Genomic DNA, 20,048 nt, shown 5'->3' on the forward strand with positions numbered 1-20,048 from the left:
GGGAAATATGATCTTAATTTATCCGTATAGAGAAGATGGCTTTTATGCTGGACAACCTGTAGAGCTTTTTCCTGACGCTGAAACAGGTAAGTATAATATACCGCCTAATGCTACCGACAAACCGCCTGAAAAAAACGGTTCAGGCATGTGGCGTCCTTGGTTTGAGAGCGAAAAACAAGAGTGGATCGAAACAGCTGATCAGGAATATAAAGACAGTTTGAAGGGGCCGGCCGATCCTCCATCTGCTGTAGATCAACTAAAGGCGCAAAGTGCAGAAACAATGGTGCAGCTGGCCGAAGCACAGAACTTGATAGAGTCCCAAGCGAAAATGATTGCGGACTTGTTATTAATGCTGGCTGAAGGAGGGGAAGTGTGATGGATTGGTTTAAAAATATCAAAACTATTTATGGATGGGGGAGACAGTATTACACAAACGCTGATGTCGCCCGTTTTGTTGTCTTGAAGAGAATCACAGAAGACCAATATAAACAAATCACCGGCCTGACCTATCCAGCTACAGAGCCGGTTGTCATAGATTTAGGAAGTTAACCAACACCCATTGAGGTGTTTTTATTTTGCCATGAGGGAGGTGAGGGCTTTATGGAAATGGATATTACACAGTATTTAATCACTCAGGGGCCCTTTGCTGTGTTGTTTTGCTGGCTCCTATTCTATGTCATGAAAACGAGTAAAGAAAGGGAAGCAAAGCTCTATAATCAAATTGATTCCCAAAATGAAGTCTTGGGGAAGTTCAGTGAAAAATATGATGTTGTAATTGAAAAGCTAGACAAAATTGAAAGCAAAGTACAATAGGAGGAATAAACGATATGAAAAACTATGACAAAGGCACGGTCATTCGGACGGTGCTTCTTTTGATTGCACTTATTAACCAAACAATGCTGATGCTTGGTAAGTCACCGTTGGATATTTCAGAAGATCAGGTGAATCAGCTTGCGGATGCTCTTTACACTGCTGGCTCTCTGATCTTCATGATCGGTACGACACTTGCTGCATGGTTTAAAAACAATTATGTGACAGCAAAAGGGCACCAACAAAAAGCAGTTCTTAAACAAAACAATCTAACAAAATGACGCTGCTGGATAAACCGGCGGATTTTTCTATATTAAAAATGAATGGAGAGAATGAATATGACAATCACAGTGAAAAAGAATCTTGTATCAGAAGCTAAATACGCTTTGAAATGTCCGAACTATATGGACGCTGAATACATTACCATCCACAATACAGCGAATGATGCGTCAGCTGCTAACGAGATCAGCTATATGATCGGGAATACAAGCTCGACAAGTTTTCATTTTGCTGTTGATGACAAAGAGGTTATTCAAGGGCTGCCGTTAAATCGTAACGCATGGCACACAGGAGATGGAACAAACGGTACAGGTAATCGTAAGTCGATTGGTGTCGAAATTTGTTACAGTAAGTCAGGAGGCGCACGATATAAGGCGGCGGAAAAGCTAGCTATTAAGTTTGTGGCACAGCTGCTTAAAGAACGAGGATGGGGCGTTGACCGTGTCCGCAAGCATCAAGACTGGAACGGCAAATATTGTCCGCATCGAATTTTATCAGAGGGAAGATGGGACGAGGTTAAGGCTACCATTGAAGCAGAATTGAATGCGCTGGGAGGAAAGACAACATCCAAACCGTCGTCATCTGCGTCTAAAGCTGCAGGAAGCACTTATACAGTCAAAAAAGGAGATACTCTTTCCGCAATTGCAAAAGAGCACGGGGTGAGTGTGGCGAACCTTCAGAGCTGGAATAACATAAAAGATCCGAATAAAATCACAGTTGGCCAAAAGATAAAGCTTGAAGGATCAAGCACCCCAAGCGCTAAACCAAGCAGCAAAAAAACGTCATATGTGCTGCCTTCGGGCATATATAAAGTCACAAATCCTATGCGAAAAGGGGATGACGTAAGGCAGATTCAAAAAGCTCTTGCTGCCCTTTATTTCTATCCGAACAAAGGGGCGAAAAATAACGGCATTGACGGCGTGTATGGACCGAAAACAGCAAATGCAGTCAAAAGGTTCCAATCCATATATGGATTGGTTGCTGACGGCATTTATGGGCCTAAGACTAAAGCGAAAATTGAAGCGAAATTGTAGTAATAAAAAAGCCTCTCACATAGTGAGGGGCTCTGCATTGAAATCCTTCTGACTTAATCGTCCCAATCTTCATCTTCTTCCCAGTTTTCTTTCATCTCAAGAAGTCTTTCATAAAAGAACTTTATAAAATGTGCCGAATCAAGTTCTTTATAGCCACCAAATTCACTCCAAATAACAACTGGACATTCTCTTTCACTGTTCATTTTATTGGTATCTAAGCAATATCCAAAAAAATCAACATGTTCTACAACTACTAAACCACTTGGCAGTTCCCTATACTCACGATATTCCCTAGTTGTTTCAACAATTGAAGCACCACCAAAGTCATAGCCTAATAAATCGATTCCATAAACTCCACCAGAACCATAGTTTCTAAGAAACCACTTGTAGCTATCTGGAAGTGTAACTTGAAGATCTTGTTCGATTTTTAAAATTTTATCTTCGCTAATTCCACCTGTGAAATCTTTTTCCTTTGCATTTTCAGCTAAGAATTCTTTTACTTTCAAATAAAGATCCATGGTTTATAACCCCTTATTCTTTCTCATATTGTTTTGCTCTCCACTTCCAATACCTTGTCTTAAAGTTATTGTATTGTTTCTCCAGGTAAACATCATTCCTAAAGCTTTCACCATTACCTTTTAGGCCATGTATCACATCACTATACTTTGTATGTAAACTGTTAGGTATCTCAAGCAATGTTCCACTTTCTTCTTGTATGAGGTGATGTAAGTTAATCTGTGTTCCGTCTTTAGCATAAGGAGATTTACCATCCTTCATTAATTCAAGATTGGTTTTTCCTTTTGGAGTTTTTTGATTAATATCAATGTCCTTTAAGGTATAGACTCTCCGGCTTACATCTCTAACTTCACCTTTAACCTTTACTTTGCCGTCTATTTCAACAGCGCTGTACTTTTCTTTATTTAACCAAGGGAGATTTATTTCCTTACCTGTAAATGGTTTTCTTGTTTCGTCTAATTTTTTAGCAAGCTGAAGCAGTCTGTCTTTTGCGCTCACACCGTTGATGACATTATACGGCACACCACCTGCTACAACAACATCTTCTCGCATGACAAACGGTTTAATTGCTGTTAGTGGATCAGGAGTTTCATCCAGTTTTTTAGACACTTTTTTTACTGCAGCTTTTCCGGCTGTTTTCACTCCAATTTTAGCAACTGAACCAGCACCTTTTAAGCCAAAGATGTTTACTGCTGCATATGTAAACCAATGAGCCTTTGATTCTGTGTCACCATTCTTTACGTCTCTTACATAGGAGGTTATAATTGCATCTTTAATTGAATTAAATGTGGAATCATAGTGATAAACTGCAACTGCAGAATTAATAAGCATGTCGACAGGATGATTGTGTGCCATATAGTCTAATGTTTCAGCTGTCATATCATAAAGAGCTGTAACAGTACCTTTGGCTCCAGCCATCAACTCACGTGTGTTTTCAATTTGTGTGAAATACCTCTGTTGATCTTTAGTAAGATTCTCAAAACCAATGGTTTTTGCCATTGAGTAAAATTCATCGGCATCCGCATAATCGTAGTTTTTTAGTCTTTCTTTCAGTTTTTCAATTTCTCGTTCTTTTTCTTCCTTCTTCTTAATCGTCAAATAAGCTTCTGTACGTTTTTCAATATCGCCTTTTTTCTTATGTATGTCGCTTTCTCTATACGCTTTGGCATTATAGTGAATAGGTGTAGCATTTTTCCCTTTACCTGTTGATTCTTGAAGTTTTTTAAAATCTTGTTGAATGAATTGTTCGTTAGGCTCTGTTAATGCATATTCAGTTGTTAAATCATCATCAACTTGTCCAATTTTATCAATTGTTTTTTCACGTTTCTTATCTGCACTGGCAAGTTCAACTTTAAAGTTTTCTGTTGAAAACAAATCAAGTGGTAGGATATCGTCAATATCATTCAGAATGTCCTTCATTGCTTTCTTCTGTTCAGACATAATAGCCTTTGATTTTTTATAAGCATTTGCGAGTTCATGCTCTAAAAAAGACTCCTCGACGTATGCATCTGACAAGCTGGCTTCCTCTATAACTCCAGAGACACTTGTAAGGAAAGCAATTTTCATATCGATAAGATCAATCCATTGATCTGTAACACCGACATGATCATGATAAAATGCTTTGATATTGTTTGCACCTTTACCTGAAAACTCGCTGTCATCCAGGTTAGCTACGTCTTTAAATGCTTTTCTGAGCTTAACCATTTGTGATCTGAGTTCCTTGTACTCTTTTGCACGTTTATCCGCTTCAGAAAGTAATGACTTTGCTTCAAATACCTTCATATCATTCTCCTTTTTCTGACACTCAATACTCAAAATTTTACCATAGTTTAGGAGGGTTAACGGCTTTAAGATCGGCCAAATACCAGAAATCCTCCAATGGAAATAGTTATTTTCACTCAATCGATTGTCCGAAAAAGGACATTTCCTTATAATTGATATACAAGACCTAGGCGATCTGTTCTTTCGCACCCTGAAAATTTAGGTATATTATCCCTTGAGTTTAATTGCGTCATCACGAAAGCAGAATTGCGCTATGTCGAAAATTTTTTCTATATATTACATTTAATGTTAAAGTTGTGTTAACATTTGTTTGATAATTTAGAATTTTGACAGAAAGAGGGGTTTATTATGAGTAAACTTGCTTCTGAATATGTTGCTAATTTCTTAAATGAATGGTATATGGCCATAAAACAGCAGAATGTTGAGGCTGCTGAAAAATATTTTAAAGAAGTCAAATCTTTATTTGATGACATGGAAGAAGATCAGGAAGTATTAATGTATTACTCTCTACTTGAAGAAAGACATAAAATGATGATGTATCAAGTTAAAGGAACAGATTTCCCAAAGCATTCATACTTCAATAAAAGACATGCAAGAGAAATTCAAAAAACAGATAACATGATTGAGTACTACTTCTTTTTGTTTGAAGCGTTATACGAATCCTACAATCGAAACTTTGAGAATGCCATTAGCTTATTTAAAATTGCAGAGAAAAAGTTATCGATTATTCCCGATGAAATTGAAGTCGCTGAATTTTATTCTAAAGTTTCGTCAATGTACATGATGCTACGTCAAAGTATTGTTTCATTAAATTATATAAACAACGCACTCAACATATATAAAGGGAATGAAAATTACAAAAGGAAGTATGCAACTGCACTTATGGTTGTAGGAACTAACTATACAGATCTTGGCCAATTTGATAAAGCTGAAGAAGCTTATTTCCAAGCAATTAGAATTTCAAAAGAGCTTGATGATAAATTTTTCGAAGCGCAAATCCATCACAATTTAAGTATTACATACTCAGCAGCAAACAGATCCCAAGACTGTCTCAACGCACTGAGAAAAGCCATAAGAAATAAAGAGTGGAGACATTCAGTTTATTACATTAACTCTCTTTACATGGCTACCAAAGAGTTATTCCTCATGGATCAAAAAGATAAAGCTGTATATTATTACAAAAAAGGACAGGAAAATTTAACCCAGAAAGAGAATAAAGTGTATGAGGCTAAAATAAACATCATTTATGCACTTCTTCAAGATAATCAATACGAAACCATTGAGCAATGTTGGAGTTACATTCATTTCCTTCAAGAAAAGAATGACTTAGACAGTGTTCTTGATCTTTCCTTGATTATCTCACAGTACTGCGAGGAGAAAGAATGTTATAAGGATGCTCTTGAATTTTCTAAGCGAGCTATTTTAGCCGAAAAGAAAATGAGGCAGTTGGAGGGAATAGGATGAAAAGATTAATACTTCGTGTGTCTGTTACAGCTATTATCTTAAGTGGGTTAGCTGCTGGCGCTAGTTTGTTTACTAAGTCAGACATTCAATTTAGTGAAAAGCCAGTCGGAACTGATATTCAAATTGCAGAAAGACCAGTTGGAACTTAATAAAAAGTGAGGGGCATAAGATGACAAAAGGCGTTAAAATAACGTTATGGAGCATCCTAGCCGTATTCATCGTGTTAGCAATAATAGGAGTTGTATCTTATTATCAGACTCCGTCAGCGTAAGATAGCAGATCTCTAAAGTGCAGCCCAATAATGGGCTTTTTTGTATTAGATAAGAACTTGAGCTATTAAGTGCGAGGTGAAAAAGATGAGCAAAAAGATAAAAATAAAAGAGCTGATGAGGCACTAAAAACAATAATAAAAAGGCCCTTCTTATATGAGAGAGCCTTTTTTATTTAACCACCTACTCTTATCTCACGACCTAATCCCATTCCTACAGGTGGGTCATGATGTGTTCCTACAGGTAACTCACGTTGAATTTTCATCTTGATCACTCCTCTCAATAATGACAAATACTACATCTTTCCCAATTCTCCTTTTTTAATTTAAATAGATTCCGTAAAAGATTTGTAGCAGTAACATCCTCTGAATTTTAGCCGACTTGTGCTGATCTTACTTTGCCGAGAATCATATCGGATACAATCTCCATTTTCTAAGTAGTTACTATAAAATGCATCAGAGCTTTTTTCAGCTTGAAAGTTTTTGACCAAAATCATGACCAAAATTTGACCAAAAAATATTGAGATTTATAAAGATTCTATTTCAGATTAAAAATAATAAAGCACTGAAAAATCCTTTGTTTTCAAGGGTTCTCAGTGCTGTATATTATTTATTTAAATTGAAAGTTATGTTCCGCACGCAAGTACATCCTTGGGAGCGCGAACAGTATATGTCTCAGTATTAATCTGATAAACCTTGATTTGAGAGGGTTTTAGATTAATAACTAGGTGGTCAAGTTAAGTGGGATAACTAGAAACAACTAGTTTGACCACTTTTTGACCACCAAAAAAATTAAAAAAATTTAGGACAAAAGTGAATTCATGTATTCTTCATAACCATCCACTGATGTATTTTCAAGCTTCTCAGATATATGAGAGTATACGTCCGATGTGATGGTTATATTTTTATGTCCGAGTCTTTCTTGAACAAACTTCATACTTGCACCTGATTCTAGAAGAAGGACAGAATGAGTATGTCTTAAACCATAAATTGCCATTTTTTCTAATCCAGCTTTCTTCAGAATGCGATTGAGTGCATTGAATTTTGGGTATTCTAAATCAATAAGGCTGCCGTTCATACTTCCGCAATAAAAAAGGAAGGTAAACAGCAGCCATCTTTATTATTGTGGGAAACTTGTGTTCTAACAGCAGGAGATGCGAAACATGAGCCAAAGGAGGACAACACTGTGTGGAAAGTTTTAAGACAGTTACTTAAGAAACAGAAAAATCAAAGTTCACTCGATGAAGGTTATTTACAGATTATGGAAAAGGATATAAATCTAGAATTTAAATAAATGATATTTGAGCTGGAGAGCCTGGGGGAAGTAGTATCCGAAAAGCTGCAAAATAAGTATATAGATGTTTTTAAAGCTCAGGGTAAACCAAATCTTAGCATCAAAGTTTGTAGAGACATAGATGGACAGGGAAGTGTAGTGTTAGCTGCATCTCCTGCACTTAAAAAAGATTTTGGAATCAAAACAGGATCAAGACTTTTTGAGATATCTGAGGATCCAAGAATACACATTGTAAATCCACAAATGAAGCTTTTCATCAGAGTTTCGGCTGAGATTACAAAGCTGTTTTACAGATTTGTTCCTGAAAAATGTGTCCATACGTATTCAATTGATGAATCTTTTTTAGATGCAGGAAAAGAAGATCCTGAAGAAATGGCCAAAGCAATACAAAGTAGCATGTGGAGAGAGTTTGGCCTGATGTGTACAGTTGGAATTGGTGAAATACATATGAATAATCAATCCAGAAATAAGGAAAATTAACTAAAAAATTGTGAGGAACATTCAATGAAACGATTTATTTTAGTTTTATCCTTATTGAGTATTATTGTTGCCTATCCCATTCAAACAAACGCCAGTCCAATGCCTTGCAGTGTAATACTGGAACCGGTAGATAAAAATTTTAAAAATGCTAAAGGTGTAGCATTAATCTATAAGGTGCAATTGAACCCACCGAGTGCTGCCAGAACCAATATAAGCATTCTTGCTGTCCATCTTCCTGCTCCTTCTTCTTTTGGAACTTACGACAGTTACGAAGGATTTGCTACTAAACCTGGTGAGATTAGTTGGCGGTTTAAACTTTATCCTACTCCTGAGGAAGAGAGCCCTAGTTGGGCGGGAAGATTTGACTTAATTACAGCCGAAATGAAGAATGTTAAAGTTCAAGTACGTCTTTCTAATTCTAGAACTCAACAGTTGGGGCCAAGTGTATTAACGAATAATATTCAATCTTGTGATTAGAAGTTATTTGAGGGCACAACAGTGAAAATAAATTTGGATTGGGTTGAAGTGGATGATTAAATCGATTATTTTGCCTGAAGAGAATACAAAAATAACTGTCGGAAAACCAATAAGCGAAGAATCGATAATGAGCATTGTCGCTGCGGTAATGTATTGGTTCTGGGACTCCACATTCCTTTGTTTAACTTAAATCACGTATTTTACAACGTTCACAACAAGTATAAAGGCCGCTGATCCGAACAACAAATACCCTGACCTTGTTTGTTTATTTGAAAGTATTCCACTCCCACTAAAACAAAGAGAAGTGCAACTAATACTTGGAGAGAAATCAAGAGGAATTCACTTTGACTATATAGAGAATACACACATAGTATCAAAGCTGCACATGAAATAAAAATTTTTGAAGCTTTAAGCAAAGAACCACTCCTAATTAAACCTTAACACGTTATATATTATTGGAGAGGCAAAGGGATCAAGATAAAGAAGTATTTTAAACAAATTTAAAACAAAAAGAGCATTAAATTACATGCTCTTTTTTTCAATTTCCTCGCATCAGATCCGACCGTCTCATTTGCTCAAGCCGGGTTCCTGATTGAAGCTGTATGAAATAGTTTCAAATTATTTTTTGGATTGATGTATTTGTCGTTTTCGGTTTTATAAAAAACGCTGTATAGAAATCTTTCATTTTCTCTAAAGGCTTTGGAAATTGTTATTACTAAATACCACTCCCGAGAAATGTATATACATTCACACTTTCTGTCGTGAAAATTTAAATGTATTCATAAAGATGCCGCAGCATATCAGCAGTGCGCCGATGATGATGTTTATGGTGATCTGTTCGTGCAATTGCAGCCATCCAAAGAATAGAGCCAATACGGGAACGAACATTAGTGCCATGGATGCTTTTGACGCTTCGATTTGATTGAGTACCCAAAACCATACGACAAATGTAAAGCCGGTGGAAAGCAAACCATTAAACACCAATGACCATATCGCCTGATATGTCCACTCGGCTGAATGCACCGGTTCCAATATAAAGGAGAAAACCAATAACATGACGGCTCCCATCAGAAGATGCCAGGCATTCATATGAATGATATCGATATGCTTGAATTGAAGCTTGCTAAACACATTTGCGATTCCCCAGCTAAGCGCTGCCGCAAGGACGCATAGTTCTCCAAATAAAGCGCTTTGATTGACATGCAGCATTTCTTTTCCAAATATAAATAAAAGTCCGAAGAAGCCGCTTATCAGCCCGATCGTTTTATACACATTCATTTTTTCGTTTAATGTAAAATGGCTGATCACCGTAACAAATATAGGCATCGTATACACCAAAACAGAGGTTTTTCCTGAATCAACAAATTGCATTCCATACGTTAAGATCCCCATATAACCCAGACCCATTAGCAGGCTCATGATGATATAGCTTTTGACATGTGCTTTTCCTATTGAAAGTTTCTTTCTTTGAATGAAGAGAATGAGAAATAAAGGAACCGCCCCGATGAACAGGCGCAAAGCCGAAAACAAAAGCGGGGGGAGGTCATGAATTCCAACTTTCATCGCTACCCAAGTATAGCCCCAAATAAGTGTGACAGATATGATTCCCAGCATGACTTTTACCATTATAAAGCCGCCTTTCTTGTTTATATATTCGTGCTGGTTTCTATCATATGTTACATTTATATATAACTGAAATACATTTTTATTATTGGGGGTATAACCAAATGGTTATGAACATGAACCACCTTCACATATTTGTAAAAGTCGGGGAGAAATTGAATATTACCGAAGCGGCAAAAGAATTGTTCATCTCTCAGCCAGCGGTTAGCAAAGCGATTAAAAATCTGGAAAGCTCGCTGCAGCTGAAATTATTGATCAGAGATAAACATCATGGTTTAATGCTGACTGATGTCGGAAAGGAAATTTTGCTGCTGGCGAGGCAAATGAAGGGGATTGAAAGCAAAATATATCAAGTAGCCAACCGGGAAAACAAGCTGTTAAGCGGGAAGGTGAAAATCGGTTCATTTCCTGCTGTTTCAACAAATATCATGCCGCAGGCGATTGCGGCATTCAGATCAAACTACCCGCTGATCCGCATAGAATTGGTCGAAGGGACCTCTGATCAAATCAAAGGATGGGTCGAGGATCGAACGGTTGATATTGGGGTCGCAGCATCTCCATTTGAACCGTTTGACCATCAACTATTGTGCAAAGACTATATGGTGGCTGTCATCCCACCGCAATATGACGAATTAAAACAGGAAAAGCATGTTGACCTCAAAACATATCAAGATGACCTTATTTTTTGCAAAGGCGGTCATGAAATTGCGATGTCAAACACGTTTCAGCGGCACCACATTGAATTAAAGGAAAACTTAACTGTGCAAAATGCCGAAACCTTGATCAATATGGTCAAAAACAACTTGGGCATAGGCATTATTTCAAACTTTACACTGTCATCTGTCCCGCATCAATTGATCAAAAAAGACATCTTTCCGCGGATCACCCGTGATATTGGCGTTATCGCGCATTCTTTTGATGAAATAACGCCGGCGGTGCAAGAGTTTATCAAGGTGTTGAAAGCAGATGTGATTTAAATCCGTACACAAAAAAACATAAGGCGGTCAATCATAAGAAAAAAGCAACAATTCGAACGTTGCTTTTCCCATCACCTTATTGAAACTTTGTGCCCGTGGATAAATATGATTATGATTGGAAAAGCCTTTTTTAAAATCAAAAAGCTGTTAAGCTGGGTTAATTATAATCCAGCTTTAAAATTGACATAAGAAGGATGAGTCTATGCCAAACATTATTTTCAAAGAACAAGATAAAGTATGGTCTGCAGATCAAAAAATGTGGTATAAACGTATGCTTGATGTAGCAGATGAGATTATTAATATTGAAGAATTAGATAAATATAAAGTTAGTGGAGATGAACCAGGAGAGTTTTCACCAGCTAAGATGCAAAAACGAAATGAATACATGATTGATCACAGTGAAGCAATAGTAGCTGTTTATGATGGAACTAAAAGTGGCACAAGGACTGCTTAAATTATGCCCAAAGAGCTCATTTAGGGCATCAACTATGGAGGCTTCATCCCGATTATAGCTTTGAATTGGATATATCTTATACATCTTAATAACCCAGCGGGAGGTAATAAAGCATTGAATCCTTTTAACTACAGATCTGAACAGAGAGGATATGAGCAAGAATACTATGGGGGTTATTGTAATCAAGTGAGAAACCTTGGTTTAGTACCTATCCCATTTCACAGGTTTCAGGACTTTTTAAGAGAAAGCTACTATTCAACAAGAACAAAGAAGGAAAGAATGAGATTTCTAATTAAGATCACAGAATCACAATAAAAGGATTATTTTATCTAGAGAGGACTGGACAAAATAATCAATAATAATACTCTATCGTAAGTTCATATTTGAATAACATTGAATTTAAAAAGGGAGCTAGAAGCCCCCAATTGCGATCTTATATTCGTACACCTTCATAGTGCCCAATCCAATATCCATCTGAAACTTTCGTAATACCTTTTAAATACCAGCGATATCCGCCGTCTTCAAATGAGTTGGCAAAAATACCTGTACTGCTAGGTAAATCCCAAGTGATAGCTTGAGCTTTAAAATCATCACTTGCAACATTAGCTATTCCCTGATCCGGGCTTGGGCTTGTACTTGCAGCGAATGCTGGAGATGCTGAAACAAGTAAACCTACAGATAATGCAATACCTGTTAATGCTTTTTTGTAACTCATGTAAATCCCCCATTCTTATAATTTTTTCTTTCAATTACATTATATGGTTTTGGATGATAGGGGAATAGCGAAATTACTCCCATATATATGGAAATTGTGTGTCGGTTAATGTCGTGATAGATGAGAAGGCAAATGGAGAGATGGATTATAGGATGGAATCATAAAAAATATAGAATAAAAATAAAATAAGTGGAGGTTATATTAGTGATAAAGAGGAATCTTCTTAGAAACCACGTTGATGAGATTATCGGAGAATATTACGCTGCTAAAGGACATTCAGTTCAGAGTATTGATCGCCAAGAAAATGGTCAACTAATTGTTGTTACGCAGCGAGCAGCTAAAGAACAGAAACAAGAAAAAGTAGATATTGCATTTGATTTTGTACATAGAAGACAGCATAAAAAGAAATGCCTTTCTTAAAACAAGACAAAAGGAGCTAAAAAGCCCCTACCTTTAAGTTTAAACAACTTTTGTATAAATAGCCGTATAAAACTGAATTGAGTAATCGAAATAATATCTTGTAAGAGTATAAGTATATCCGTTGTATTCAATAGAAGGCTTGAAGTTTGGTATTGGGCTAAGCTGATATATGGTGTCATAATCATATTCATCACTTTTTACTACCAATTCAGACGAAGAACTTGTTGCCAAGGCAGGAACAGCGGATATTAGCATGCCGAATGTTAAAGCAGAACTCAATAAAATTTTTCGAGGGTTCAATTATATCAACTCCATTAACATTTTATACATTAATTATGAGGTAAATGGAAGTTGCTTCGGAAGTGAATAATGGATCATAAATAGTTAAAATCGTGATTTTAATTAGATTAGGGGGAAACGAATGAATCAAGATATTCAGTTTTTAAAAGAGCTTCAAAATGAGTTGAAAACACAAGACAACGATTGTCAAGCTTCACCGCGGTATTGGACAGTCGGTGATTATGAATGGGCTGAAGCTCGGGAGGAAAACGCAGAACGCTATTCTGTATACCTGCCATATATTGCAGAATCATATGTTTTAGATGATTATCTAGAAGAAATAAAAGATGATAGTGAGCTGTCTAAGGAAGCCCTTATAGAGTTGCAAGAAATTGAGGATGACTATGACGATGTCATTGAGTGGATTCAAAAATACATTGATGAAGGAGCAGAACTAATTCCAGAAAGAAAGGTTCACATTATACAACCAGATACAATGTTTTTGACAAAAGCAGAAGCAAAGAGCCACTCAAATTGAATAAGCATCATTATACTTCAGAAGCTCATACGTACGCGATGACATCTTGGAGAGCGCCAAAAGTTGAAAGGTTGCTTAAAATTCTCGAAACGTTTGATTGGAGTTCAATAACGATATCTAAATAAAAGATAGTTTTTAACCAGATAACTCAAGGGTACGCTACCCGCAAAAGATTTAGATTTTACAGGTAGCGAGTAAATTACAGGTAGCGTCTTTATAGCCTGAAACGCCGTTTATCTTGAAAGTGATCGGGTTACTTCTTTTTTGGATTAAATGCAAGAAAAATTACAACAGCAATAAAACTATCCAAGCTCTTTTCAAACAACCAATTAAAGAATAAATCAAGTAAATAATTCATAACTATCTCCTCCATTAATTAAAATAAATTTGACATTCAACTTAGTAAGCAACAAAGGTATTTACAATTAACCTATTGGAAATTAAGGTGAAAATTTAAATGGGAAATTAAAAAAAGGGGGAAATTTAAATGACGAAAAGCAATCAAAATGTTCACGTACTGGCTGACGAAACACTTGGCGGCATCAAGCGCGAATATGTAGAGGTCAAAAGAAAGGCAAAAATTGGTGAGAAGGTAATTATCGTAGACGCTGATGTTCAAGACGAGGAACCGTATGATAACGGAGATATTTTCAAAGTAGAAAAAAAGCACGGGCTTTCTGAAACGGCTAGGAATAGGTGGTAATCCAATTGTCGGGAAATATATTTCTGCATTACACTTTATAATGTCTTCCTTTTCTTCTTTAGTTTGATCGCTATTTAGAAACTCTTCGCAATACTTTACTGTAAATAGCAAACCTTCTTTACTAATTTCCTCAATAAATTCGTCTAATGCGTGTTCAGGGGATCGGATATCTTGATGAAATATTGCACCTAAAAAATTTTCTAATTCGTCTAAGAAATCATAACTTTCATCCATGATACTTCCTCTCTTTCTATTTGGTTGGATATCCTGTAAGAATAAAGTTACCGTTGTTATCTTTTTTGAGTATAATTTTTGCGTTTGTAACGTTTTCTACTAGTTCTGAATTTTTTGATACACTTCTACCGATTATTTCTCCATCGCCCTTGTATCTTAACATTAATTTAGGTTTTTTAGGATCATCAATCCAATTTTCGATTTTCTTTATATTTTTTGGATCGTTTAAAACTGAATTAGCAATTCTCTCAGCGGTAGCCCTGTCTTTGAAAGTAGATGAAGCTGTAATATGTGGGTTAGGATCAGTTCTCAGTCTTTCTATTAATTCTTCGTCGGTCCTTCCAACGTGTCTTTCAATAAAATAAAAGAAAAAGCAAAACTTGAATCATTATTGAAGTGGCAAAAGACCCTCTCATAGAGAGGGTCTTTTAACTAATTAAGGTGCTGTTCCGCAATCAACTTTGTATTCGTCCTCTGTTACTTTCTTTGAATAACAGAGATAAGGAGTTTGACCAGTTTCACTTTTCCAAGCATTAAATAACATCAAAGAATAAAGACTCCCTGATGATTTGTCACTTTCCCTTTTTTGAAGGATTGTGAAATAGCTTTGGTATGGGTATCCCATTTTATAGATTTCATGTCTTATGGCTCCTTTTTCTGAAGAAGTATTGAAAAAAACTGGTGAAAGGGGAGGCATTAAAATTAATATGATTAATACTGTTGCTAAAATAGATAGCAATATTTTGGTCCTTTTTCATTTTTTTCTACTATCCTTTTTTGTATTTGATTTTACGTTTTATTATTCATGTATTTTATGCCATATTTCCGTTGGTGTAAATGTAAAAGTTTCCTATATTCTGAAAACATGGATGGTGTTAAGAAAAAAGTTCTGTTGACTTCTTTATTTTGTTGCCTGTTGCCTTTACTGTTTTTGTCGAATCATGTATTTGCCGCGTCTTCTGAAAATGAAGAAAAAGATAGAACGTATGTATCAAATGACATTGGTATGAAAGAGCTTAATACAATGTTAGAACAACAAAAAAGAGATTTTGAGAACAGTGAGCCTTTTGCTCATAAAGATGTTTCAAAATTAACTGATTCTGATGAAGGTATTTTGTTGTATTATGCTTTCACCACAGTTGACAAACAAAAGCTGCATAAATTTACATATAAAATTAGTGATGTCACTACTTATGAAGAAAACAATAAAACATTTGTAGAGGCCTATATTGTTAGAAACTTTGTTTTTGGTGAAGAAAAAGTAGATACAGGGTTAGGAGACAATATTAAATTAGAGATTTCTAATAATAATGTTTCTAAGAAACAAAGTCTTTCATCAGAAAGCAAAGTGGCACCTAAGACAAAAAAATCTTCTACGCTTCATTATGAGAATGAAGGTGACGATTCGTCAAATATAAAATTGGATGAGTTTTTAAAGAATTACAATCAAGAAGTTGAAGAAAATAAGGAACTGTCAACGCAACAAAAATCTGAAAAAAAGATCAACGGGGCGGAAGTCTCTGCATCTGCTGTAAAAGGATATAATCGTTGGAAAGCCATGGAATACGCTGACAAATATGCTTTTTCTCCAAATGAAAATTATAAATATTATAAAAATGGAGACTGTACTAACTTTGTATCTCAGGCTTTAAGAGCGGGTTCAATGCCTTATTTCAAAGAGTGGAAGCCTTATACAAATGCATGGATTAATGCAGGTTCTTTTAGAAACTATATTTTAGAACCTGGCGGCATAAAAATGAAAACTGTAAAAGACGTTTATACGAATGTTGCGCTTGGTGATGTATATCATTATGATACTAGGAATAAAATAGGTCTTCCTCGTTCTGATGGTTGGATGGAGCACACTGCTATTGTTACTAGCCGAGCTAATAATAAGATTCTTGTGAGTTACCATACTACCAATAGACACAATGTCCCTAGAGAGTATTACACTTCCAAAGAGGGTGGAAAACGTTACGCAAGTAGCATCCGTATGTAATTAAGATTTTTGATTTGATGAAAATTATATAATTTTAGGACGTGGTGGCGCTGTTGGACTTTTCATTTCCAAAATCGCCACCACTTTTTTTGTTTAGTGGCTGCGTGATATATCAAAATATCAAAAATAATCAATTATAAAAATGGAAAAGGGGAAGCTCGAGAAAATGCATATTTTTCATAAAGAAAAAGCCACCATTTACCTTCCATGTCCAAGCTCTTTTTAACAAGTGTTTGGTATAATTATCACAGGTAAAATAAACCGCTTTTAAGGACTTTCTGCCTAATTGAAAGAAATTATATAGTACATGTATGTTGTTAATTCTTTTGCTAATGAGCTGCTGAATTAAATTCTTATGTTTTTGTTTCCACGAATATTTCTTCTCCCTTATGCATCCCTGTTTCAAGTAAAGCTTTTCAGAAGATGCAGTACAAATAATGATCTCGTCTGTGATATATCAGCCACTATAGGTCTGAGAGTTCTCTCACATACTCTCTGGCTTCTTTTATAAAAACTGTTTTCGCAAGGGGTTATTGATTCATCCTATAAATGACATATAATAGAATCTAGGTGTTCTTGAGCAAAAGAGGCAGAATAAATGAAAAAAGTCGAAGTGAAAATAACGATATAATACAAGTTGTACTACAAATCAATTTCGATTGGAGGCAGATTGATGTGATAATTAAAATGACTCAATTTAATATGAAGGATTTTAATAAACCAAACGAAAGTTTCATTGTATCAGGTAGAATTATCCCAACATTTAAAAACAATGTTTGGAAATATACAGAAGAGATATTTTCTGAACCTTATTTCAAGAAATATGAAGATGATGAAATTGATATCAGTTATATTCAAGAAGAGGAGAAAGCTGTATTTTTTTATTACGTTGAAAACAACTGCGTTGGTCGGATTAAGCTTCGTTCTAATTGGAATGGATATGCACTAATTGAAGACATTGCTGTTGCAAAAGATTATAGAAAAAATGGTGTTGGGACAGCATTATTAAATAAAGCTATTGAGTGGGCAAAGGAGAATAACTTTAGTGGTCTTATGCTTGAAACACAAGATATTAATGTTTCAGCTTGTCATTTTTATGCCAAAAATAACTTTGTAATAGGTGCAGTCGATACTATGCTTTATTCAAACTTTCCATCAGCAAATGAAAATGCGATTTTTTGGTACTATAAATTTTAGTTTTAATAGATGCATTTCAATTATTTGAGAGAATTTGATGTATCGCCTTGTTGAAATGATGGACCATCAAACGGCGGTCTTTTTATATTCCCTTCAAGAATTCCACTGTGGTTGTATTTAATTTTTGCGCGCTAAAATAAGCATACTATTCATAAATATAGTCCACATTGCCAAACGCCTCCCTGGACTGGATTATATCGACTCCTAAATAGGGTGGTAAAGAAAGGTACGATCTATATGAAATCAGCGATTCTGAACCTTACATTATTGTTTATAGGGGGAGTATGGGCGATCGAAAAATGATTCTAAAACAGAAGTTGAAAATAAACAAAAAAGTATAAGAGGAACATTGATGTCAATACTTCCTCGTGATATGGCAACTGTTATTGAGAATTGCAATAATTATGTCACCAGAATTAGAAAAAATTAAAATAAAGTTCAGGAGAGCATATGCTAACAGTCTTCTATTTATCTCTTCGATCACCTTTATCAAATTCTAGTTGTAGCTTACCACTGTTGACCAATTCCTTGGATCTCTTAGATGCATCTTCCCCATACGGTTGAACACAAGAATCTGCCTTTTTAGTCTCAGGAGTGTCAACTAGTAAGTAGCGAACTGAGTCTACCGTTGTATTTAACTTTAATTGTGTATCCATCAATAGCTCTATCTAAAGTAACATCGACCAATTCCTTATCGTCTTTTACCTTAGATTTGTCCGCAGTTTTTTCTTTAGTAGATTCCTTTTCTTCTACGGTAATATTCCACCACAGAAAATGATGATTTAAACAAATCAGAAAAAGCCAAAACAATCGGATTAAAACCGATTGTTTTGTTGCTTCATAAGGAGGAAAAAATGAAAAGACTAAAGGCCCTTTTTATTCTGATGAGTATTCTTATAGTCACATGCTCTTGTGATTTACAACCGACAGGGAATAAGACAGAAAGGAACAACAATAAAACTGGATTAAAAAATATAAGTAAAGCAGATTTTATTGTTGGATTTTCACACACATTAGACAGAGGTTCTGAGTTAGCAATATATAAAGATGATGGATCAGTAGAGGATAGTATCATGATAAAGGACGGAATTAATCTTAGCACATCATCATACAATAAAGATGATACGTTTTTTTCTTCAAACAGAAGCAATAACCATTTTATGATCAATAACAAAACTGGACGTATTAAGAAATTTAATGATAAAAGCTTATCTAAAGCAACCGAAGATGAAGGAGCTTTTTTCATTAACACTTCAGAGAATTATGTGTTACATGATATAAACGTTGGGTACACTGACTCAGGATTACAAGGTGAATTGGTTTATTGGAAAGATGACAAACAAAAGAAAAACCAAATTAAACTTGATGGAGAGATTGTTTCAGCACAAGTCCTAGATAATAAAATTTACGCTATTACGAGTGATGAAGAGAATATGTCCGTCATCTCAATTAATCCAAAAACGAACAAGCAGGAAAAGAAGGCCTCCATTCCAAATAAAACTGTTTATTTCACAGATGATAAAGATGCATTCCAAACTTTTGATGAAAGAACATTTATGTTAGCTATTAATGATAATGTAAATGAAAAAGAAGCTTCAAAAATACTATTGATTGATAAGGAGACATTAAAAACAAAAAAAGAAGTTGTAATGGAGAATGGATTCATCCCAACAAAATTAAAGAGAATAAATGATGAGATCGTTGCTGTCTCATACAATGGAAAAGTTAGCTTTTTTGATGAAAATCTAAATAAGAAAAAATCTTTCAAATACTATGCAGGCAATAGTGAAATGTTATTAAATGATATTAAATTTGATGATAGTAACATGTACGTCCTTATCAAAGGGTTTGACATGCAAAAAGAAAATATCTTAGGGGAAATAACCTCCTATGACTTAAAATCAGGGAAAAAGGTTAACACAACACCATTAAAAGCGAAAAAAGAATGGGAAATTGCACGTTTTGAATTATTGCATAATGAATAAGATTAGGAGGATATCTCATTTGGGTGGTCCTGCATTTTTAATACTACTTGTACTGCCGGCTGTATCATTTATCTTAGGGATAATTGGATACTTTATTTTCAAAAGAGTATGGGTAACAACCTTGATTATATTCGTACTCTCTTTAGTTTTTATGCTAATTGAAATAGGATTAGAGCCAACTTTTTTAATCTGGGTGTCTATCATGACAGTTGTATGTTTTATATCTGGAATTCTAACTAAATCCATTGCAACTTTGATTAGAGGATAATAGTAGAAGCGAAGCGTTGCGATAACTTTGACAGCATTTTTTCGTACATTTCTTTCAATAAAACCCTAAGTAATATGGGAACTTGATTTGCTCCTAATTAACCTCCTTATATAAGGGGGTTTTATTTATTACCAACATTTACATCGAACTTTTGTTCTCGTTATATTGAATAAAGAACATTTGTTCTGTTAATATTAGATCAATAAAGGAGTGAGTCGATATACTTAGAGATCGAGGGACAATCAAATGGAC

23 protein-coding genes and 8 pseudogenes are annotated in these 20,048 nt (G+C 35.2%); 20 read left to right on the forward strand and 11 right to left on the reverse strand.

Annotation, left to right across the window (positions count from 1 at the left end; genetic code table 11):
* Nucleotides 1-7: 7 nt before the first annotated feature.
* From NSS75_RS10160 to NSS75_RS10180, 5 genes are read left to right on the forward strand one after another with little or no spacing between them, the layout of a single operon-like run.
* The gene (locus NSS75_RS10160; protein ID WP_339237385.1) at nucleotides 8-376 is read left to right on the forward strand and encodes a hypothetical protein; all 369 of its coding nucleotides are present in this window, start codon (nucleotides 8-10) and stop codon (nucleotides 374-376) included.
* Complete coding sequence (locus NSS75_RS10165; RefSeq protein ID WP_080282461.1) at nucleotides 376-549, forward strand: XkdX family protein; 174 nt, start codon at nucleotides 376-378, stop codon at nucleotides 547-549. Before NSS75_RS10160 ends, NSS75_RS10165 begins: the two co-directional genes overlap by 1 nt.
* A 51-nt stretch (nucleotides 550-600) precedes the next feature.
* Nucleotides 601-813 carry a BhlA/UviB family holin-like peptide gene (locus NSS75_RS10170; protein WP_031600555.1) on the forward strand — a complete coding sequence of 71 codons (213 nt, stop codon included), beginning with the start codon at nucleotides 601-603 and terminating at the stop codon, nucleotides 811-813.
* Between the two features lie 14 nt (nucleotides 814-827).
* Nucleotides 828-1,091 carry a phage holin gene (locus NSS75_RS10175; protein ID WP_147801362.1) on the forward strand — a complete coding sequence of 88 codons (264 nt, stop codon included), beginning with the start codon at nucleotides 828-830 and terminating at the stop codon, nucleotides 1,089-1,091.
* Between the two features lie 57 nt (nucleotides 1,092-1,148).
* Nucleotides 1,149-2,123 (forward strand): N-acetylmuramoyl-L-alanine amidase, encoded by a 975-nt coding sequence (locus NSS75_RS10180; protein WP_339237399.1) that lies wholly within the window; start codon nucleotides 1,149-1,151, stop codon nucleotides 2,121-2,123.
* Between the two features lie 53 nt (nucleotides 2,124-2,176).
* On the opposite strand, the gene NSS75_RS10185 is transcribed toward NSS75_RS10180, so the two are convergent.
* Nucleotides 2,177-2,641: an SMI1/KNR4 family protein gene (locus tag NSS75_RS10185; protein WP_339237402.1), complete on the reverse strand. Its 465-nt coding sequence runs from the start codon at nucleotides 2,639-2,641 to the stop codon at nucleotides 2,177-2,179.
* Between the two features lie 13 nt (nucleotides 2,642-2,654).
* Nucleotides 2,655-4,421 (reverse strand): T7SS effector LXG polymorphic toxin, encoded by a 1,767-nt coding sequence (locus NSS75_RS10190; protein WP_160216240.1) that lies wholly within the window; start codon nucleotides 4,419-4,421, stop codon nucleotides 2,655-2,657.
* Nucleotides 4,422-4,769: 348 nt separating this feature from the next.
* Here NSS75_RS10190 and NSS75_RS10195 point away from each other — a divergent pair, with 348 nt between their 5' ends.
* Both NSS75_RS10195 and NSS75_RS10200 read left to right on the forward strand, forming a co-directional pair.
* Nucleotides 4,770-5,885, forward strand: a complete 1,116-nt coding sequence (locus tag NSS75_RS10195; RefSeq protein WP_106020817.1) for a Rap family tetratricopeptide repeat protein — start codon at nucleotides 4,770-4,772, stop codon at nucleotides 5,883-5,885.
* A complete protein-coding gene (locus NSS75_RS10200; protein ID WP_167552222.1) occupies nucleotides 5,882-6,034 on the forward strand; it encodes a PhrK family phosphatase-inhibitory pheromone in 153 nt (50 codons plus the stop codon). Before NSS75_RS10195 ends, NSS75_RS10200 begins: the two co-directional genes overlap by 4 nt.
* A gap of 921 nt (nucleotides 6,035-6,955) precedes the next feature.
* Here NSS75_RS10200 and NSS75_RS10205 read toward each other — a convergent pair.
* Nucleotides 6,956-7,195: pseudogene (locus NSS75_RS10205) on the reverse strand (tyrosine-type recombinase/integrase); the annotation flags it as partial.
* A gap of 144 nt (nucleotides 7,196-7,339) precedes the next feature.
* On the opposite strand from NSS75_RS10205, the pseudogene NSS75_RS10210 reads away from it, so the two are divergent.
* The 4 genes and pseudogenes from NSS75_RS10210 to NSS75_RS10225 form a co-directional block, all read left to right on the forward strand.
* A pseudogene (locus NSS75_RS10210) lies at nucleotides 7,340-7,426 on the forward strand (hypothetical protein); the annotation flags it as partial.
* Nucleotides 7,427-7,573: 147 nt separating this feature from the next.
* Nucleotides 7,574-7,888, forward strand: a pseudogene (locus NSS75_RS10215) (UV damage repair protein UvrX); the annotation flags it as partial.
* A gap of 63 nt (nucleotides 7,889-7,951) precedes the next feature.
* Nucleotides 7,952-8,404 (forward strand): hypothetical protein, encoded by a 453-nt coding sequence (locus NSS75_RS10220; RefSeq protein ID WP_024121513.1) that lies wholly within the window; start codon nucleotides 7,952-7,954, stop codon nucleotides 8,402-8,404.
* A 52-nt stretch (nucleotides 8,405-8,456) separates the two neighbouring features.
* Nucleotides 8,457-8,638, forward strand: a pseudogene (locus NSS75_RS10225) (hypothetical protein).
* Here the strand turns inward: NSS75_RS10225 and NSS75_RS10230 are convergent.
* Together NSS75_RS10230 and NSS75_RS10235 are read right to left on the reverse strand one after the other, a co-directional pair.
* Nucleotides 8,591-8,820, reverse strand: a pseudogene (locus tag NSS75_RS10230) (hypothetical protein). The pseudogenes NSS75_RS10225 and NSS75_RS10230 overlap by 48 nt on opposite strands.
* Nucleotides 8,821-9,151: 331 nt before the next feature.
* Nucleotides 9,152-10,030, reverse strand: a complete 879-nt coding sequence (locus NSS75_RS10235) for a DMT family transporter (RefSeq protein ID WP_024121515.1) — start codon at nucleotides 10,028-10,030, stop codon at nucleotides 9,152-9,154.
* Nucleotides 10,031-10,131: 101 nt separating this feature from the next.
* Here NSS75_RS10235 and NSS75_RS10240 point away from each other — a divergent pair, with 101 nt between their 5' ends.
* Both NSS75_RS10240 and NSS75_RS10245 read left to right on the forward strand, forming a co-directional pair.
* A complete protein-coding gene (locus NSS75_RS10240) occupies nucleotides 10,132-11,004 on the forward strand; it encodes a LysR family transcriptional regulator (RefSeq protein WP_101861263.1) in 873 nt (290 codons plus the stop codon).
* Between the two features lie 208 nt (nucleotides 11,005-11,212).
* Nucleotides 11,213-11,547 (forward strand): annotated as a pseudogene (locus tag NSS75_RS10245) (SLOG family protein); the annotation flags it as partial.
* A 344-nt stretch (nucleotides 11,548-11,891) separates the two neighbouring features.
* Here the strand turns inward: NSS75_RS10245 and NSS75_RS10250 are convergent.
* Entirely contained in the window at nucleotides 11,892-12,173 is a 282-nt protein-coding gene (locus tag NSS75_RS10250) for an LCI fold-containing protein (protein ID WP_024121518.1), read from the reverse strand.
* 198 nt (nucleotides 12,174-12,371) lie between these two features.
* Between NSS75_RS10250 and NSS75_RS10255 the strand changes: the two genes are divergently transcribed.
* Nucleotides 12,372-12,593 carry a hypothetical protein gene (locus NSS75_RS10255; protein WP_081638308.1) on the forward strand — a complete coding sequence of 74 codons (222 nt, stop codon included), beginning with the start codon at nucleotides 12,372-12,374 and terminating at the stop codon, nucleotides 12,591-12,593.
* 39 nt (nucleotides 12,594-12,632) lie between these two features.
* Here the strand turns inward: NSS75_RS10255 and NSS75_RS10260 are convergent, their stop codons facing one another.
* Entirely contained in the window at nucleotides 12,633-12,893 is a 261-nt protein-coding gene (locus NSS75_RS10260; RefSeq protein WP_024121520.1) for a hypothetical protein, read from the reverse strand.
* 121 nt (nucleotides 12,894-13,014) lie between these two features.
* Between NSS75_RS10260 and NSS75_RS10265 the strand changes: the two genes are divergently transcribed.
* Both NSS75_RS10265 and NSS75_RS10270 read left to right on the forward strand, forming a co-directional pair.
* On the forward strand, nucleotides 13,015-13,410 hold the full coding sequence (locus tag NSS75_RS10265) for a hypothetical protein (RefSeq protein ID WP_232350974.1): 396 nt from the start codon (nucleotides 13,015-13,017) through the stop codon (nucleotides 13,408-13,410).
* A 487-nt stretch (nucleotides 13,411-13,897) separates the two neighbouring features.
* Nucleotides 13,898-14,113, forward strand: coding sequence for a hypothetical protein (locus NSS75_RS10270; RefSeq protein WP_339237726.1), 216 nt, complete (start codon nucleotides 13,898-13,900; stop codon nucleotides 14,111-14,113).
* On the opposite strand, the pseudogene NSS75_RS10275 reads toward NSS75_RS10270, so the two are convergent.
* The 3 genes and pseudogenes from NSS75_RS10275 to NSS75_RS10285 form a co-directional block, all read right to left on the reverse strand.
* A pseudogene (locus NSS75_RS10275) lies at nucleotides 14,102-14,347 on the reverse strand (contact-dependent growth inhibition system immunity protein); the annotation flags it as partial. The gene NSS75_RS10270 and the pseudogene NSS75_RS10275 overlap by 12 nt on opposite strands.
* A 16-nt stretch (nucleotides 14,348-14,363) precedes the next feature.
* A complete protein-coding gene (locus NSS75_RS10280) occupies nucleotides 14,364-14,705 on the reverse strand; it encodes an RNase A-like domain-containing protein (RefSeq protein WP_339237615.1) in 342 nt (113 codons plus the stop codon).
* A 78-nt stretch (nucleotides 14,706-14,783) separates the two neighbouring features.
* The gene (locus NSS75_RS10285; RefSeq protein WP_232351020.1) at nucleotides 14,784-15,044 is read right to left on the reverse strand and encodes a hypothetical protein; all 261 of its coding nucleotides are present in this window, start codon (nucleotides 15,042-15,044) and stop codon (nucleotides 14,784-14,786) included.
* A gap of 327 nt (nucleotides 15,045-15,371) precedes the next feature.
* On the opposite strand from NSS75_RS10285, the gene NSS75_RS10290 reads away from it, so the two are divergent.
* Nucleotides 15,372-16,346 carry an amidase domain-containing protein gene (locus tag NSS75_RS10290; RefSeq protein WP_254518246.1) on the forward strand — a complete coding sequence of 325 codons (975 nt, stop codon included), beginning with the start codon at nucleotides 15,372-15,374 and terminating at the stop codon, nucleotides 16,344-16,346.
* A gap of 675 nt (nucleotides 16,347-17,021) precedes the next feature.
* The gene (gene satA / locus NSS75_RS10295) at nucleotides 17,022-17,543 is read left to right on the forward strand and encodes a streptothricin N-acetyltransferase SatA (RefSeq protein ID WP_198098482.1); all 522 of its coding nucleotides are present in this window, start codon (nucleotides 17,022-17,024) and stop codon (nucleotides 17,541-17,543) included.
* Nucleotides 17,544-17,991: 448 nt separating this feature from the next.
* On the opposite strand, the pseudogene NSS75_RS10300 reads toward satA, so the two are convergent.
* Nucleotides 17,992-18,245 (reverse strand): annotated as a pseudogene (locus NSS75_RS10300) (thermonuclease family protein); the annotation flags it as partial.
* A gap of 152 nt (nucleotides 18,246-18,397) precedes the next feature.
* Here NSS75_RS10300 and NSS75_RS10305 point away from each other — a divergent pair.
* Together NSS75_RS10305 and NSS75_RS10310 are read left to right on the forward strand one after the other, a co-directional pair.
* Nucleotides 18,398-19,528 carry a hypothetical protein gene (locus NSS75_RS10305; protein WP_024121526.1) on the forward strand — a complete coding sequence of 377 codons (1,131 nt, stop codon included), beginning with the start codon at nucleotides 18,398-18,400 and terminating at the stop codon, nucleotides 19,526-19,528.
* A gap of 19 nt (nucleotides 19,529-19,547) precedes the next feature.
* Entirely contained in the window at nucleotides 19,548-19,796 is a 249-nt protein-coding gene (locus tag NSS75_RS10310) for a DUF2651 family protein (protein WP_024121527.1), read from the forward strand.
* Nucleotides 19,797-20,048 lie beyond the last annotated feature (252 nt).

The sequence above is a fragment of the Bacillus sp. FSL K6-1012 genome, from assembly GCF_037964915.1.
Lineage (GTDB): Bacteria > Bacillota > Bacilli > Bacillales > Bacillaceae > Bacillus > Bacillus halotolerans.

Bases quoted from the DNA above. Each gene is read 5' to 3' on its own strand.
- NSS75_RS10160 (WP_339237385.1), top strand. From the start codon at position 8: ATGATCTTAATTTATCCGTATAGAGAAGATGGCTTTTATGCTGGACAA.
- NSS75_RS10165 (WP_080282461.1), top strand. From the start codon at position 376: ATGGATTGGTTTAAAAATATCAAAACTATTTATGGATGGGGGAGACAG.
- NSS75_RS10170 (WP_031600555.1), top strand. From the start codon at position 601: ATGGAAATGGATATTACACAGTATTTAATCACTCAGGGGCCCTTTGCT.
- NSS75_RS10175 (WP_147801362.1), top strand. From the start codon at position 828: ATGAAAAACTATGACAAAGGCACGGTCATTCGGACGGTGCTTCTTTTG.
- NSS75_RS10180 (WP_339237399.1), top strand. From the start codon at position 1,149: ATGACAATCACAGTGAAAAAGAATCTTGTATCAGAAGCTAAATACGCT.
- NSS75_RS10185 (WP_339237402.1), bottom strand. From the start codon at position 2,641: ATGGATCTTTATTTGAAAGTAAAAGAATTCTTAGCTGAAAATGCAAAG.
- NSS75_RS10190 (WP_160216240.1), bottom strand. From the start codon at position 4,421: ATGAAGGTATTTGAAGCAAAGTCATTACTTTCTGAAGCGGATAAACGT.
- NSS75_RS10195 (WP_106020817.1), top strand. From the start codon at position 4,770: ATGAGTAAACTTGCTTCTGAATATGTTGCTAATTTCTTAAATGAATGG.
- NSS75_RS10200 (WP_167552222.1), top strand. From the start codon at position 5,882: ATGAAAAGATTAATACTTCGTGTGTCTGTTACAGCTATTATCTTAAGT.
- NSS75_RS10220 (WP_024121513.1), top strand. From the start codon at position 7,952: ATGAAACGATTTATTTTAGTTTTATCCTTATTGAGTATTATTGTTGCC.
- NSS75_RS10235 (WP_024121515.1), bottom strand. From the start codon at position 10,030: ATGGTAAAAGTCATGCTGGGAATCATATCTGTCACACTTATTTGGGGC.
- NSS75_RS10240 (WP_101861263.1), top strand. From the start codon at position 10,132: ATGGTTATGAACATGAACCACCTTCACATATTTGTAAAAGTCGGGGAG.
- NSS75_RS10250 (WP_024121518.1), bottom strand. From the start codon at position 12,173: ATGAGTTACAAAAAAGCATTAACAGGTATTGCATTATCTGTAGGTTTA.
- NSS75_RS10265 (WP_232350974.1), top strand. From the start codon at position 13,015: ATGAATCAAGATATTCAGTTTTTAAAAGAGCTTCAAAATGAGTTGAAA.
- NSS75_RS10270 (WP_339237726.1), top strand. From the start codon at position 13,898: ATGACGAAAAGCAATCAAAATGTTCACGTACTGGCTGACGAAACACTT.
- NSS75_RS10285 (WP_232351020.1), bottom strand. From the start codon at position 15,044: ATGCCTCCCCTTTCACCAGTTTTTTTCAATACTTCTTCAGAAAAAGGA.
- NSS75_RS10290 (WP_254518246.1), top strand. From the start codon at position 15,372: ATGTTAGAACAACAAAAAAGAGATTTTGAGAACAGTGAGCCTTTTGCT.
- NSS75_RS10305 (WP_024121526.1), top strand. From the start codon at position 18,398: ATGAAAAGACTAAAGGCCCTTTTTATTCTGATGAGTATTCTTATAGTC.